This is a genomic window from Deinococcus misasensis DSM 22328 (assembly GCF_000745915.1).
GTDB classification, from domain to species: domain Bacteria; phylum Deinococcota; class Deinococci; order Deinococcales; family Deinococcaceae; genus Deinococcus_C; species Deinococcus_C misasensis.
Genome location: NZ_JQKG01000026.1, coordinates 1 through 14788, shown reverse-complemented (window position 1 = coordinate 14788; position 14788 = coordinate 1). Strand labels below are relative to the sequence as shown.

Annotated in this window: 11 protein-coding genes; 4 read left to right on the top strand and 7 right to left on the bottom strand. The window is 55.5% G+C overall.

Translation table 11 applies throughout. The annotated features are described in order from the left end of the window. Positions 1 to 16: 16 nt before the first annotated feature. Entirely contained in the window at positions 17 to 1888 is a 1872-nt protein-coding gene (locus Q371_RS15330; RefSeq protein WP_034341918.1) for a primary-amine oxidase, read from the bottom strand. A 210-nt stretch (positions 1889 to 2098) separates the two neighbouring features. Here Q371_RS15330 and Q371_RS15325 point away from each other — a divergent pair, with 210 nt between their 5' ends. Together Q371_RS15325 and Q371_RS15320 are read left to right on the top strand one after the other, a co-directional pair. Then, positions 2099 to 3655, top strand: coding sequence for a histidine kinase N-terminal 7TM domain-containing diguanylate cyclase (locus tag Q371_RS15325; RefSeq protein ID WP_034341917.1), 1557 nt, complete (start codon positions 2099 to 2101; stop codon positions 3653 to 3655). An 82-nt stretch (positions 3656 to 3737) separates the two neighbouring features. Further along, positions 3738 to 4085 (top strand): endonuclease domain-containing protein, encoded by a 348-nt coding sequence (locus Q371_RS15320; RefSeq protein WP_034341916.1) that lies wholly within the window; start codon positions 3738 to 3740, stop codon positions 4083 to 4085. A gap of 129 nt (positions 4086 to 4214) precedes the next feature. Here the strand turns inward: Q371_RS15320 and gcvP are convergent, their stop codons facing one another. The 6 genes from gcvP to Q371_RS15290 all read right to left on the bottom strand — a co-directional run bounded on the left by gcvP (position 4215) and on the right by Q371_RS15290 (position 11613). Further along, on the bottom strand, positions 4215 to 7109 hold the full coding sequence (gene gcvP, locus Q371_RS15315) for an aminomethyl-transferring glycine dehydrogenase (protein WP_034341915.1): 2895 nt from the start codon (positions 7107 to 7109) through the stop codon (positions 4215 to 4217). A gap of 125 nt (positions 7110 to 7234) precedes the next feature. Next, entirely contained in the window at positions 7235 to 7843 is a 609-nt protein-coding gene (locus tag Q371_RS15310; RefSeq protein WP_034341914.1) for a hypothetical protein, read from the bottom strand. Between the two features lie 242 nt (positions 7844 to 8085). Further along, positions 8086 to 8604, bottom strand: a complete 519-nt coding sequence (locus Q371_RS15305; protein WP_034341913.1) for an SMI1/KNR4 family protein — start codon at positions 8602 to 8604, stop codon at positions 8086 to 8088. Between the two features lie 229 nt (positions 8605 to 8833). Beyond that, a complete protein-coding gene (clpA, locus tag Q371_RS15300; RefSeq protein WP_051964534.1) occupies positions 8834 to 11053 on the bottom strand; it encodes an ATP-dependent Clp protease ATP-binding subunit ClpA in 2220 nt (739 codons plus the stop codon). After that, a complete protein-coding gene (gene clpS / locus Q371_RS15295) occupies positions 11050 to 11340 on the bottom strand; it encodes an ATP-dependent Clp protease adapter ClpS (protein WP_051964532.1) in 291 nt (96 codons plus the stop codon). Before clpS ends, clpA begins: the two co-directional genes overlap by 4 nt. Before the next feature lie 120 nt (positions 11341 to 11460). After that, positions 11461 to 11613: a hypothetical protein gene (locus tag Q371_RS15290; RefSeq protein ID WP_157442738.1), complete on the bottom strand. Its 153-nt coding sequence runs from the start codon at positions 11611 to 11613 to the stop codon at positions 11461 to 11463. A gap of 123 nt (positions 11614 to 11736) precedes the next feature. Between Q371_RS15290 and Q371_RS25850 the strand changes: the two genes are divergently transcribed. After that, on the top strand, positions 11737 to 12657 hold the full coding sequence (locus Q371_RS25850; RefSeq protein WP_169743868.1) for an HD-GYP domain-containing protein: 921 nt from the start codon (positions 11737 to 11739) through the stop codon (positions 12655 to 12657). Positions 12658 to 12777: 120 nt separating this feature from the next. After that, entirely contained in the window at positions 12778 to 14415 is a 1638-nt protein-coding gene (locus tag Q371_RS15280; RefSeq protein WP_034341910.1) for an acyl-CoA carboxylase subunit beta, read from the top strand. Positions 14416 to 14788: the final 373 nt, after the last annotated feature.

Below are 14788 nucleotides of genomic sequence, written 5' to 3'. Positions count from 1 at the left end.
CTGGATCCCAGCGTCATCACTTGACCATCGGATTTTGCGAGAAAAAGCCCAGAGGTTCCAAGCTGAAACCTGCCACATGGCTGTTCATGATCGGCCACTCCTCTGGCCTTGGAATGTGCGTCACCCCGAGGGTGTACCAGAGCACCACATCCTGATTCTGCAAGGGTTCATCGTTCTGGACGTAATCTTTTAAACCACCGGGATCAGGGTTGTTGGTGGGGTACTCCCCTGCTGGATAACGCTCTTGAGGATTGAATCGGGTGATCCACAGGCTGTGCTCCAGAAAAGCAGCCCGTGTGCGCAGAGGGGCCTCTGGTGCAGCGATCAAAGGGGAGCTTTTGCCGGGCATCAGGGCATAACCGGTCAGGTCTCCCAGAGCATTCTTGCGGTTGCTCTGGACCACCCAGTTGCGGGCCGTGTCCGAACTGGTCTCCCGAATGCCATTCAACTCGCTGGAAATGGAGTCAAGCATGGCATGCATGGCATTTCCTGTGGAATTGGTTTCAGGAGAGAAATCCAGAGCCATGGTGTTCATTTCCAGAGGGGTGTTTTTGATCCCGTCCACATCCAGATCCAGACGGAAATTGAAGAAATGCTGGTGGTGCAGGGCCACCACCCCCTCTGCGACCTTCATGCCAGACATCTCAGGCTGTGCACTGCCTTTGGCGGCCATGATGCCGGTCAGGTGGATTTCCACTTTGATGGTGCCATCCTGTCGGAACACCCACGTCAGCAGGTAATCGTAATTGCCCACCGTGGAAACCGCAGAGAGACACAACTCTCTGGCCCTTCTGGAAATCACTTTCTTTGTGGCAGGGTCCATGTGGCGGTACAGCACTCCCCCATCCCGTTCGTAGATGGCAACGGCTCTGGGCATCTGTTGTGGGGCACCTGTCTGGGAAAACAGGGTTTCGTTGCGCAAAAGGGCATGCTCGGGCACATCTGCGCCCAGTGTCAAAGGTGAAGCGGTGCTCCCGAGACCATACTCGGCAGCGTCAAAAGGCTGCCTCCAGTTGTGGTTGGGGTCTGCGTCCCCGTAAGGCACCACCATTTCAGCCAGAGAGCCCCGGTACAGGATGGGCCTAAAGGTTTTCCCTTCCATCCACCCAGCCTGATGGATCACCAGACCTTCTCGGGCATGCAGGGCATAACTGAGTTTCCATTTGTCCCAGCGCACTTCATGGCCATTTAAAGTGAAACTGCTCCCAGAGGGCTGTTTGACCACCAGCGGCTTCAGGGGGGTTCCAGCAGGGGTCACCTCGCCACGGTCTCTGGAAATGGGCACCTCTCCCGAGTCGGTCACCGAAAGAACCACCCGTCTGGCGACATCCACACGGGCCACCACCCCTTCAATGGGCCTCGCATAACCATTCCATGCGCCTGCACGCAGGTACGAGGTGACCACCAGCACTCTGGCATCTCCATCGTCTTCATAGACCCGGCCTCCAGCGGTTTCCAGCATCGCCTGAGCCGGAGAAATGCCCCTTTTGCGCATGGCTTCCAACCAGCGTGGATCGCGGCCCACCAGTTGCTGCGCAATCACAAAATCATCGGTCATGAAACCCGGCTGCGTGCCCGGAAGCTCTGTGAAACTCAGGATGGTTTTCTTTTGCAAATCGATGGTGGCTTCTGCCGTCAGGTTCTTGCTGCGCTCGTAAAGCACCACTCTGGCTTTTCTGAAGGAGGTTTTGTTCTGGTACACTTCGGTTTTCTCGGGTTCTTGCAGGGTGATCAGGGAAAACCGGGTGGAGGAATAGGCTTTGCCATACAGCTTCAGGACATTGACCGCAGTGCTGATCTCACTGCCAGAGAGGGGCTCGAACGGACCTGCCGCCAGCGCACTTGAATGAAAGAAAATGGCAATCCAGACCGCTCTGAATCGTGACATGGTTGATGATACCCAGAAACAGGGGGGTGACAGTGTGGGCTGAGGGCAGAAGGCAGAAAGCAGAAGGCCAGCTGCAAAGCTTGTGCTTCATGCTTTGGCTTCTTCCAAGCTGGCCTGAACTGCCTTGAACATCTTCAATTGAACGCCTTCTGCCCTCAAATCGTAAGCAGTGCTACCATGAGTCTAATTTTCTGACCCCACGAGGTGGACATGCAGTTGGAATACACCCCATACATCCTGCCTTTTGTCTTTTCCCTGTGCATCATGGTCGGACTGGCCCTTTATGCCCTGCCCAAAGCCAACACGGCAGCACGGCTTTTTGCACTGGTGATGGCCTCTCTGGGCATCTGGACGTTCTGCTACCTGATGGAACTCTCCAGCGTGACCTTGGAAGGCAAAATTTTCTGGCTGAAAATCAAATACCTGGGCAGTGCCACGGCCCCCCTCCTGTGGCTCGTGTTCTCACTGGTGATGAGCAACCAGCAGCACCTCCTCAAAACCGCCCTGACCCCCCTGATGGTGCTTTCGGTGCTGACCACCTGGGGCGTGGTGTTCACCCACGGACTGCACAACTGGATGTGGACCTTCATCGAAACAAAACCCGGCTTCCCTGAAACCCAGAGCGGACACGGGTTTTACTTCTGGATTTACGCTGCCACCTGCTACCTCGGGATCCTGTCCAGCGTGGTGGTGTACTTCAATTTTTACCGCACCACTTCCCCCTTCTTCAAAAAACAGGCCCTCTGGTTGCTGCTGGGCGGGTTCATTCCTCTGGCCGGACGCATGACCGAGGATGTGTTCGGGATGGACCTGATTCCCAAAATCGACGAGGTGATTTTCTTCTTCCTGTTCTCTGGGGTGTTCTTTGCACTGGCGCTTTTCAGGTATGGGGCCCTTAAACTGGTGCCGATTGCCCACCATCTGGTGGTGAAAAACATCAACGCAGCCATCGTGGTGCTGGACCTGATGGGCCGAATCGTGGACCTCAATCCCTACGCACAGAAACTGGTGGGGCCTGAGGCGCAGGACAGCATCGGCAAAACCCCCAGAGAGATTCTGGGCGAACGGCTGCAAATCCAGTCTCTGGACAGCATTCCAGAGGAAGTCACTTTAAAACAAGGGGATCAGGACGCCTGTTTCTCTGTGCAGTATTCTCCCATCCGCGAACAGCGTGGACAGGTGGCCGGACATGTGCTGGTGCTCTTTGACATCACCGCACGCAAGCAGGCTGAGATGCAACTGGCCCACATCGCCCGGACCGATGCCCTCACACAGGTCACCAACCGCCGTCACTTCTTTGAACTGGCCGAACCCGAGTTCCAGAAAGCCCGAGGGTTGGGTGGGCAACTGGGTGTGGTCATGCTGGATGTGGATTACTTCAAAAAAATCAACGACACCTACGGCCACCAGATTGGCGACGAGGTGCTGAGGCACGTGGCAAAAGTGTGCAAAAACAACCTGCGCCAGACCGACCTCTTTGCCCGTTACGGGGGCGAGGAGTTCATCTGTCTGGTGCAAGGCGAGGATGCCTCTGACACCCAGCACATTGCTGAGAAACTGCGTCAGGCTCTGGAGGAAACCCCCATCCTGCTGCCAGACCAGCACATCTCCATCACGGCCAGTCTGGGCGTGGCAGTGCAGGGGGCCGCGAAATCTCTGGATGAGTTGATTGGCAAGGCCGACGAAGCGCTGTACACCTCCAAGAAAGAGGGGCGCAATCGGGTGACGGTTTCAGGGGCTCTGGGGGCGGGAGAGGTTTACACTTAAGCTTTTCCTGACCATTTCCATGAGAAACACCTCAGGCATCCTCCAGATGCGTGTTGTGCGGGTGGTCCAGTAAAACACCTTCATGTCATCCCTTCAGACGCAGAGGGCCAGAACCCTCAGACATAAGAGCACACCTGCCGAGGAAACCCTCTGGCAACACCTGCGCAACCGACAACTGGGAGCCAAATTCAGGCGACAACATCCCCTGCCACCCTTTTATGCTGACTTTTTCTGTGCAGAACACCTGCTGGTGATCGAACTGGACGGCAGCAGCCACCTGGGGCGTGAAGGATACGACCTCTGGAGAACCCAGCAATTGGAGCAAAGGGGGTGCAAGGTGCTCCGATTTCAGAACTGGGAAGTTCACCGCAATCTGGAAGGGGTGCTGGAACAAATTCGTCAGGAGATTGCTGGGAAGCCAGAGCAGTAGCAGGGTACCCTCACCCCGTCCCTCTCCCATTTTGGGAGAGGGTGGGAAGCTCGGGCCAGAGCAAAAAAATCCTCTCCCTGACAGGGAGAGGATCGAGCACAGCTCGCAGTGAAGGTTAATCCCCATCTGTCAGGAGAGGGACGGGGTGAGGTCCTCTTCTTCGTATTCGCTGATGGGTGGGCAGGCACACACGAAGTTGCGGTCTCCGTACACGTTGTCCACGCGGTTCACGCTGGGCCAGTATTTGCTGGCTCTGGTGTGACGGCTGGGGAACACAGCGGTTTCCCGAGTGTAGGCTCGGTCCCAGTTTGCGTCGGTCAGGTCGGCCATGGTGTGGGGGGCGTTGTGCAGGGCGGTCTCTTCGGCTTTGATCAGGCCGTCTTCCACTTCGCGGATTTCCTGACGGATGCTGACCATCGCCTCAATGAAGCGGTCCAGTTCGGCTTTGGGCTCGGACTCGGTGGGCTCGATCATCAGGGTTCCGGGCACAGGGAAACTCATGGTGGGGGCGTGGAATCCGTAGTCCATCAGGCGCTTGGCGATGTCCTCTTCGGTGATGCCAGTGGCTTCCTTGAGCGGACGGATGTCGATGATGCATTCGTGGGCCACCCGGTCATGCCGTCCGGTGTACAGCACAGGGTAGTGTCCAGAGAGTTTGCGGGCGATGTAGTTGGCGTTCAGCAGGGCCACTTCTGTGGATTTTTTGAGGCCTTCGTTGCCCAGCATCTTGATGTACATCCAGCTGATCGGCAGGATGGCTCCGCTGCCGTAAGGGGCTGCACTGACCGCTCCGGTGCTGCTGGCGTTCACAGGGCGCACCTTGTGGTTGGGCAGGTAGGGGGCAAGATGGGCTTTCACGCCGATGGGTCCCATGCCGGGGCCACCACCACCGTGGGGAATGGCGAAGGTCTTGTGGAGGTTGAGGTGGCTCACGTCTGACCCGATGAGACCGGGTTTGGCAAGGCCCACCTGAGCGTTCATGTTGGCCCCGTCCATGTACACCTGACCGCCGTGCTGGTGGATCAGGTCACAGATTTCGGTGATGGCCTCTTCGTAGACCCCGTGGGTGGAGGGGTAAGTCACCATCAATGCAGCAAGGTTGGCACTGTGTTTCTCGGTTTTGGCTTTCAGGTCCTCAAGGTCCACGTTGCCGTTGTCGTCGCACTTCACGACCACCACGTCCATGCCCATCATGCTGGCGGTGGCGGGGTTGGTGCCGTGGGCACTGGAGGGAATCAGGCAGATGTTGCGGTGGCCTTCTCCTCTGGCTTCGTGGTACTTCTTGATGACCAAGAGGCCAGCGTATTCACCCTGAGCACCGCTGTTGGGCTGCATGGAAACCGCGTCGTAGCCGGTCACATCGGCCAGCCAGTTTTCCAGTTCGGTGATCATCTCCAGATAACCTTCGGTCTGGTCTACGGGGGCAAAGGGGTGAATGTTGCCGAACTCGGGCCACGTCACAGGGATCATTTCGGCGGTGGCGTTCAGCTTCATGGTGCAGGAGCCCAGAGGAATCATGCCGTGCACGAGGCTGTAGTCTTTGTTCTCCAGGTGCTTGAGGTAACGCAGCATGCCGTGTTCGCTGTGGTGGGTGTTGAAGACGGGGTGTTGCAGGTAACTGCTGGTGCGAACCAAGCTTGCAGGAATGCCCGAGATGTCCTCTGAGACCACTTTTTGATCCAGTGCATTCAGGTCTGCGGGTTTGCCGGTCAGCACTTCAATCAGCACAGCAAGGTCTTGCAGGGTGACCGTCTCATCAAGGGAGAGGCCCACTTTGCCGTTTTCATAACGCAGGTTGATTTCGGCGGCCAGAGCACGGCTCTGGATTTCTGTGGAGTTGCCTTCGAAGGTGAGGGTGTCAAAGTAGGTGGTGTTGGGCTGAAACCCGGCTTCCTGCAAGGCCACGCGCACCAGAGAGGTGAAGCGCTCAATGCGTTCAGCGATGGTTTTCAGGGTTTCAGGACCGTGGTACACAGCATAAGCGGCAGCCATGTTGGCCAGCAAAGCCTGAGCGGTGCAGATGTTGCTGGTGGCTTTCTCACGGCGGATGTGCTGCTCACGGGTTTGCATGGCCATGCGGTAGGCGGTGTTGCCTCTGGTGTCTCTGGACACCCCGATGATGCGTCCGGGGGCACTGCGTTTGTACTCGTCACGGCAGGCCATGAAGGCAGCGTGGGGACCACCAAAGCCCATGGGCACCCCGAAGCGCTGGGAGTTGCCAATGACCACATCTGCGCCCATTTCGCCGGGGGCTTTGAGCACCGTGAGGGCCATCAGGTCGGTGGCCACCGTCACCAGAGCGCCTTTTTTGTGGGCCGCTTCAATGACGCCTGTCAGGTCTTTCACTTCGCCGTAGGTGTTGGGATATTGCAGTTGCACCCCGAACACATCATGGTTCTGGAGGTCGGTCTCGGGGTTGCCCACCACCACGTCAAAGCCGAAATACTGTGCACGGGTCTGGATCACGTCCAGCGTCTGGGGGTGCACATCACTGGCCACGAAGTAGGTGTTGCTCTTGCTCTTTTTGTTGGAGCGTTTGGCAAGGGTCATGGCTTCTGCGGCAGCGGTGGCCTCGTCCAGAAGGCTCGCGTTCGCCACTTCCATGGCGGTCAGGTCCATCACCACTTGCTGGTAATTCAGCAGCATTTCCAGACGGCCCTGAGAAATCTCTGCCTGATAAGGGGTGTAGGCGGTGTACCAGCCGGGATTTTCCAGGATGTTGCGCAAAATCACGTTGGGAACCAGGGTTCCGTAATATCCCATGCCGATGTAGCTTTTGAAGACTTTGTTTTTGCTGGCCTTGCTTTTCAGGTCTGCGAGGGCCTCCACTTCGGTGAAGGTGCGGCCCACTTTCAATTCGCCGTTGAAGCGGATGCTCTCTGGCAGGGTGGAATCCACCAGTTCTTCAAGGCTGTTCACCCCGAGGGTGGAAAGCATCTCTTGAATTTCGTGTTCACTGGGGCCAAGGTGGCGCGAGATGAAGTCGTCTTGCTGGGTCAGGCTTTGCAGGGATTTCCGGGTCATGGTTCCTCCGTGGGGAAGCTCAAGTGTTGATATAATCGTATACGATTATTCAAAGAAAAGGGTGAACTCGGGAGGGGACAGCAAAAAACCCTGCCAATGGCAGGGTCAGATTTGTTTCAATTGGTTTATTTCGCGCAGGTCACGAAGGACTTCTGGCAAAAATCGGCTTTGTTCTTGCCATAAAAGTAGAACGGAGCCAGCTTGTATTCTTGCAATTCGTCGTACAGGAGGTCCCTTTCCTGAGGATCATTCGCCACTGCTTTGAAATAAGCAACTGTTGCGAACTGAGGATATCCCTTTGAGGTGCCTTCATTTTTGCGCAGCAGAACCACATCTTTGAGTGGACCACTGGAAAAAGCAAAGCCTTCGAGGGTCTCATCCCCTTCTGCATCCTTGAGGGTGAACAGCAACTCTGGGGCACTGGCAAATTTCAGGTTGTCCAGAGTGGCTTCCAGCAAATCCAGTTTCCATGCGGTAGGGTCCTGCTCCAGCACCTGCAATTCTGCATATCCAAAATCTCCAGCTTCTTCAAAGCTGTAAGACACCCCTCTGGCGGTGGCGGTGATGTTGCTGACTTCTGAAGGTGCAGAAGCGTTGAATTTCTGGGGCTCGGTGGCCATGCCCAGAATCCGGTCTTCCAAGGCAGAAACATTTTGGGCAGTCGCCAGTCCAAAAACCAGAGCGCTTGCAGAGACCATCAGGAAAAGCCGTTTGGGAAAATGAAGGGGAGACATTTCCACAATCTAAGGGCAGGGTGGGATGTTTTCCAGACCTGAATTTGTCTAGCTTGATGTCTGGTGGAGTTTGACGCTTCAATCGCTAAAACCATTGGGGAGGAGAATTCACACATCTATATCACTTCATACATCAAATTGTTACAAAAGGCCAGAAAATGCTCATGGCGAAGTTCAAGTGTCATTGATCTTTCGATTTCTCTTAAAATTTCAGCCCTTGATTTCTTTTTGGGTCCCATTTCTCAATAAATGGCGTCTTCATCCCATTCTTCTTCGATGTTGTCATAAGCATCCCCATACCCCCTGAATTCCCGATTCAGCCAGTAATAATTGGGGCGGGATTCCAGAGTGCGCTCCAGAAATTCACTGAACGACAGGGCAATGATCGGGGTGTAACCCTCCAGAGCGTGGTTCACATGGTTGGTGTCGTAAATGTGCCCCAGACGCTCGGGGTGCAGGTCAATGGACAGGTACTCTCCATCTGCATCCTGTGCGAACACATACCAGTAAGAGGAGATGTCGTATTCATAGTCCTTGCCGGTGATTTTCAGGTTGGCCTGCACCAGATCTGTGGGTTCCAGCAGAGTCAAATACCGCTCTTGCCTGAAAAACAAACGAACCTCTCCGCACTGGTTGTAAAACCACCGCAAATCGTAAGGCAGCACTTCACCCCGCATCATGAACAGTTCATACATGCGTGGACGCGACACCTTGTGTTGTGGGTCGGTTTTGAGTTGGCGGATCAATCGGTCAATCAGCATTCCAGAGCGTTCCACCTCTAGGGGTTTGGCAGGACTTCAGTCAGATGGACATGAGGCGAACCCCATGTCCATGAAATTCAGAACATCTTCAATGTGCACCATGCACTTCTGCGAATGGCCACAACTGCCCACCTTCAGTTTGCTGGGTTTGCAGCCTGAAAAGTGTGACGGACTTGAGGGATGTGCAGAATGGTCTTGACATCTGCCAGAGCAAAACCATTGCTGAAGGTCAATTTTCAGCAATGTCCAACGACAATTTTCCCTCTTTCACCGTCACCTGCACCTCTCCACCTTTGTTCAACTTGCCAAACAAAATGGCATCTGCCAGAGGTTTTTTGAGGTGCTCCTGAATGACCCGTGCCAGAGGACGGGCACCCATGGCTGGATCGTAGCCTTTTTCAGAGAACCACTGAACAGCCAGTTCATTCACGTTCAGAACCACGTTTTTGGCTTTCAGTTGGCCCTGAAGTTCACGCAGGAACTTGTTGACCACCAGACCCATGGTTTCGCGGGCCAGAGGTTTGAAGGACACGATGGCGTCCAGTCGGTTGCGGAACTCAGGGGTGAAGGTGCGTTTGATGGCTTCGATGTCCTCGCCAACCCGAAGGGTGCGCCCAAAACCCACCGGGCTTTTTGCGCTCTCCTCTGCCCCAGCGTTGGTGGTCAGGATCAGAACCACACCACGGAAATCGATGTGTTTGCCGTTGTGATCGGTGAGTTTGCCGTAATCCATGACCTGTAAGAGGATGTTGTACACGTCAGGGTGGGCTTTTTCGATCTCGTCCAGCAGGACCACGCTCTGGGGATAGCGCATCACCTGATCGGTCAGGAGACCTCCCTGATCGAAGCCCACATAGCCGGGAGGAGCACCAATCAGGCGGGCCACACTGTGTTTTTCCATGTACTCGGACATGTCGAAGCGCAGAAATTCCGCCCCGAGCACTTTGGCCAGTTGTTTGGCCAGTTCGGTTTTGCCCACTCCAGTGGGGCCTGCGAACAGGAAAGCACCCACAGGTTTGCCTTCCTGACGGAGGCCTGCTCGGGCCAGTTTCACAGTGTCGGAGACCTCTTTGACGGCCTGATCCTGACCGTAAACCACCTGCAAGAGTTCAGCTTCGAGGTCCTGCAATTTGGTCTGCTCGGTTTTCTGGATGGCCCCCAGAGGCAGGCGGGCAATCTTGGCCACCACCGCTTCCATGTGTTTTGGCGTGATGGTTTTGGCCCGTTTGGAGGGGGGCTTGAGGATTTCCAGAGCCCCCGCTTCATCGATGACATCGATGGCTTTGTCTGGCAAACGCCGGTCGGTGATGTACTGGGAACTGAGTTCAACAGCAGCACGCAAAGCGGCCCGGGTGAATTTCAGGTTGTGGTGCTTTTCATAATAAGGGGCGATGCCCTCCAGAATTTTGACTGCATCCTCCTGAGAGGGTTCTGGAACATCAATTTTCTGGAATCGTCGCCCGAGGGCACGGTCTTTTTCAAGGTGCTTGTACTCCTCGTAGGTGGTGGCCCCGATGGTGCGCAAATGCCCTTTGCTGAGGGCAGGCTTCAGCAGGTTGCTGGCGTCCATCGCCCCACCTTCCACGGCTCCAGCCCGCACAATGGTGTGGATCTCATCAATGAACAGGATCACCTTGCGCCCTTCCAGAGCAGCAATCACGGCTTTCAGGCGTTCTTCGAAATCCCCACGGTAACGGGTTCCGGCCAGCAACGCCCCCATGTCCAAAGAATACAGGGTCATGTCGGAAAGCAACTCGGGCACTTCCCCCAGGGCAATTTTGCGGGCCAATCCTTCAACAATCGCGGTTTTTCCCACACCGGGTTCCCCAACCAGCACCGGGTTGTTTTTGGTGCGCCTTGCCAGCACCTGCATGGTGCGCTCCACTTCGGCATCCCGGCCAATCATCGGGTCAATCTGACCGTCTCTGGCTTTTTCGGTGAGGTCCACGCAGTACAGCTTCAGAGGGTCATTCTCTGGATTGCCCAAAGGCAGTTGGGTGGGCATTCCGGGTTGTTCGGTGGTGACCTGGTGCTTGCGCTTGCCATGTGAAATGAACTCGATGGCATCCAGACGGGTCATGCCCTGTTCTTCCAGCAGAAACCGGGCCACCGAGGTGTCTTCATCGAGCAGGGCCACCAGCACCTGTGCCCCCGTCACCTGTTCCTGCTGGGCAGAGCGCATCTGGCGCAAAGCCCTTTGCAGCACCCGGTCAAAGGCCAGCGTGGATGTCGGACGGGCATCGTCGAAGCCTTCCATGTTGTCGAACTCGGTTTCCAGAGCGTCTTCCAGAATGGACAGGTCGATGCCGCAGGCCAGCAACACCGGACGGGCATCTTCGTCGTCCATCAGGGCATAGAGCATGTGCTCCAAGGTAATGTACTCATGGCCATAACTGTGGGCCAGTTGCACCGCCCTCTGGATGCTCTGTTCAAGGGTTTCGGTGATCATTCTGCCTCCATGATGCATTTGAGGGGAAAGCCATGCTGACGGGCATCGGAATTCACCTGATGCACTTTGGTTTCTGCCACTTCAAAGGGATACACCCCACACACCCCCGAGCCTTCCTGATGGACCGCCATCATGATTCGGGTGGCCTGCGCCGGGCTCTTGCGAAAAAAGTCAATCAGGACGCGCACCACGTAATCCATGGGCGTGTAATCATCATTGAGCAAAATCACTTTGTACAGGGGCGGACGCTGGGTCTGGGTCCGCGTTTCGGTACGGGCCTCTGTCATAGGCAGAGTCTAACCCATTTGCACGTTCCACACGGTGAGGCTTGCTGGAATGCCGAGCTTCAACAGCAGGGTCAACGCAAAGTTGATGTTCGGGCAATACAAACAGAGAGCCATCAGCCGTCAGCGATCAGCGGTCAGCCCGCAGGAAAGTTTTCTTGCTGCCTTTTGAGCTTCAATCTGATGGGATTTCATTTTGAGTCTTGATGTGTTGATGTTGTCAAAAGCCTGAAGGTGAGCTTTTTGCTGAAAGCTGAATGCTTTTTCCGATGACATGCCAGAGGTCAGATTTTGGGTTGACCCTGGCTTCAACAGGGGCAATCACCTTTGTGTGAGGGTTTCTGAATTATGCTGATGAAACAATGTGATCCAGACTTCAGAAACACGAAGGGAATTGACATGGTGCATCCCCCCGAAGTGGAACAACCGGACATGCAGAGGCCCGTCAAAGTCCCCTCTGGCACCCCCAATTGGCGACCAGCAGCAAGGGTTGCTGGGGTGTATCTGCTGGTGTCGGTGTTGTGGATTCTGGTGACCGATCACCTGTTGTACGAAATTCCTGCTTTCAAGGGTTTTCTGGAACAGGTCAGCACCGCCAAAGGGATCTTTTTTGTGCTGGCATCCGCAGGATTGATTTTTGTGCTGGTTCAGCAGGCCACGCACAAACTCACCCATGCCAATCAGGAGTTGTCCGTTTCCCTGAGCACTTTGCAAGAACAGCAACAGCAACTGGCAGAAACCTACACGGCTGCGGTGGAAGGCTGGACCCATGCGCTGGAACTGCGTGACGATGAAACCCATGAACACACGCGCCGGGTGACCGAAATCAGTGTGAAGCTGGGCCAGAAACTCGGGTTGGACGAAAAACAACTCCAGCAGATTTACTGGGGTGGATTGTTGCACGACATCGGGAAAATGGCTGTTCCTGACAGCATCCTGCTCAAGCCCGACAAATTGACCCCAGAGGAATTCCAAACCATGCAGCAGCACCCTGTCTATGCCCGACGCTGGCTGGAGCATGTCGGTTTTCTGGGCGAGGCCCGAGACATCCCTTACCACCACCACGAGAAATGGGACGGCTCGGGATATCCCGCAGGTCTCAAAGGCGAAAACATTCCTTTGTATGCCCGGATTTTCGCTCTGGCCGATGTGTACGACGCCCTGACCAGTGACCGCCCTTACCGCAAGGCCATGACGGTCCCAGAGGCCCTTCAGATCATCCAGCAGGGCATTGGCACCCATTTTGATCCTGAGGTGGCAAAAGTGTTTTTACAGATGGTGACAGAGGGGCATGAAGATCATCGGGAGTCCCGAGGGTGAAACAAGCGTGTTGCGGAGGGATCCATGGTTTTGCCTTCTGCGCTCGGCCCTCGGCAAACCGCAGGCTCAAATCCATGACATTTTCTTCACGACAGACACAAAATCTGTCATACTTTAAGCATGACTTCACAACCGAAGAACTGGCCCGAGGCCCTTGAACTGTTGCAGCAAACGGTGTCCCAAACCCATCTGGGCGGTGGAAAAAAAGCCATTGAGCGGCAACACCAGAAAAACCGTCTCACTGCCCGAGAACGCATTGCCCACCTGATCGACGAGGGGACCGTCTTTGATGAACTGATGACCCTTGCTGGGTTTGAAATGTATCAGGACGTGGGTGGATGCCCCTCTGGAGGAACGGTTGCAGGCATCGGATCCATTCAGGGCAGACCGTGGATGATCATCGCCAACGACGCCACCGTGAAAGCCGGGGCTTTCTTTCCCATCACCGCCAAAAAAGTGATCCGGGCACAGACCATCGCTCTGGAAAACCACATTCCAGTGGTCTATCTGGTGGATTCCGCAGGGGTTTACCTGCCCATGCAAGACGAGATTTTCCCGGATCAGGACGATTTTGGACGGGTGTTCTACCTGAATGCCCGCATGAGCGCTCTGGGCATTCCCCAGATTGCTGCCATCATGGGGAACTGCGTGGCAGGTGGGGCTTACCTTCCGGTCATGTGCGACACCCTGATCATGACCGAAGGCTCAGGGCTGTATCTGGCCGGACCTGCACTGGTGAAGGCCGCCATCGGACAGAACATCGATTCCGAAAGTCTGGGCGGGGCAGCCGTTCACGCTGAAATCTCTGGCACGGTGGACTACAAAGAAAAAGACGACCTGAGCGCCATCCAGAGGATCCGTGCTCTGGCCGAAATGCAAACCCGCAAATACACCGCACCGTGGGCACAGAAACGCAAAGCCCCCAAGGCCCCCCAGAGCCAGCAGGACTTCACCGAACTGGTCAGTCTGGACGGCAGCAAAACCTACAACGTGCGGGAGGTGCTGAGAGCCCTCCTCGACGACAGCCATTTTGAGGAGTACAAACCGGATTACGGCCAGAGCATCGTGTGCGCTCTGGGATGGCTTGGAGGGTATCCGGTGGGGGTGGTGGCCAACGACCGTCAGGTGATCCGCAAGAAACTGAAATCGGATGTGCCCGGTCTGCAAACCCGCATCGAGGTGGGAGGGGTGATTTACGGGGACAGCGCCGACAAATCGGCCCGTTTCATCATGGAAGTCAACCAGATGGGCATTCCCCTGATCTTTTTGTCTGATGTGACCGGATTCATGGTGGGCAAAGACAGCGAGTACGAAGGCATCATCCGCAAAGGGGCCAAAATGGTCAACGCGGTGTCCAACACGGTGGTTCCCAAAATCACCCTGATCACCGGAGGCAGTTATGGGGCCGGAAACTACGCCATGAATGGCAAAGCCTACAGCCCGAGGTTTCTGTTCGCTTGGCCCAGCGCAAAATACGCCGTGATGAGCGGAAATGCCGCTGCCAAAACCCTGCTGGACATCCAGCTTCAGGCCCTCAAGCGTCAGGGACAGGAACCCACCGATGAAGATCTGGCTTCGCTTTTTGAACAGGTGAAAGCCAAGTACGATCAGGAACTGGACCCCAGATATGCCGCAGCCCGCCTCTGGGTGGATGAGGTGATCAGGCCAGAGACCACCCGCGAACGCCTGATCCGCACCCTCGAAGCCTGCTCTGGAGCCCCGATTGGAGAATTCAAAACCGGGGTGTTTCAGGTGTAAGGATGGGTTCTCTGTTTGCACAGGGTAAGCGCAAAGTCGCTGTCAGGCCATGCCAACACCAAGAGCCATCAGCCGTCAGCGATCAGCCGTCAGCAATCAGGACAGTTTTCTGGCTGCCTTTTGAACGGAAAGTCTGAGTGGCTTTCCGTTTGTGTCTTTTTACTTTGCTGTTCGCAAAAGCCTTTTGGTGAGCTTTTTCCTGAAAGCTGATGGCTGATGGCTGAACGCTTCTTCAAGTGACATGCCAAAAGTCAGACTTTAGGCTGACCCTATCTGGTTGCGTCCATGCACCTTTTATTCGCTTCCCTCTTGCTGCACAATGAAAGAACATCCACATCTTTGCTGTACTGGAGGAGAGACGCATGAAAGCCCA

Excerpts from the sequence above, each read along its gene's own strand:
- Q371_RS15330 (WP_034341918.1), bottom strand. The coding sequence starts at position 1,888 with ATGTCACGATTCAGAGCGGTCTGGATTGCCATTTTCTTTCATTCAAGT.
- Q371_RS15325 (WP_034341917.1), top strand. The coding sequence starts at position 2,099 with ATGCAGTTGGAATACACCCCATACATCCTGCCTTTTGTCTTTTCCCTG.
- Q371_RS15320 (WP_034341916.1), top strand. The coding sequence starts at position 3,738 with ATGTCATCCCTTCAGACGCAGAGGGCCAGAACCCTCAGACATAAGAGC.
- gcvP (WP_034341915.1), bottom strand. The coding sequence starts at position 7,109 with ATGACCCGGAAATCCCTGCAAAGCCTGACCCAGCAAGACGACTTCATC.
- Q371_RS15310 (WP_034341914.1), bottom strand. The coding sequence starts at position 7,843 with ATGTCTCCCCTTCATTTTCCCAAACGGCTTTTCCTGATGGTCTCTGCA.
- Q371_RS15305 (WP_034341913.1), bottom strand. The coding sequence starts at position 8,604 with ATGCTGATTGACCGATTGATCCGCCAACTCAAAACCGACCCACAACAC.
- clpA (WP_051964534.1), bottom strand. The coding sequence starts at position 11,053 with ATGATCACCGAAACCCTTGAACAGAGCATCCAGAGGGCGGTGCAACTG.
- clpS (WP_051964532.1), bottom strand. The coding sequence starts at position 11,340 with ATGACAGAGGCCCGTACCGAAACGCGGACCCAGACCCAGCGTCCGCCC.
- Q371_RS15290 (WP_157442738.1), bottom strand. The coding sequence starts at position 11,613 with ATGTCATCGGAAAAAGCATTCAGCTTTCAGCAAAAAGCTCACCTTCAG.
- Q371_RS25850 (WP_169743868.1), top strand. The coding sequence starts at position 11,737 with ATGGTGCATCCCCCCGAAGTGGAACAACCGGACATGCAGAGGCCCGTC.
- Q371_RS15280 (WP_034341910.1), top strand. The coding sequence starts at position 12,778 with ATGACTTCACAACCGAAGAACTGGCCCGAGGCCCTTGAACTGTTGCAG.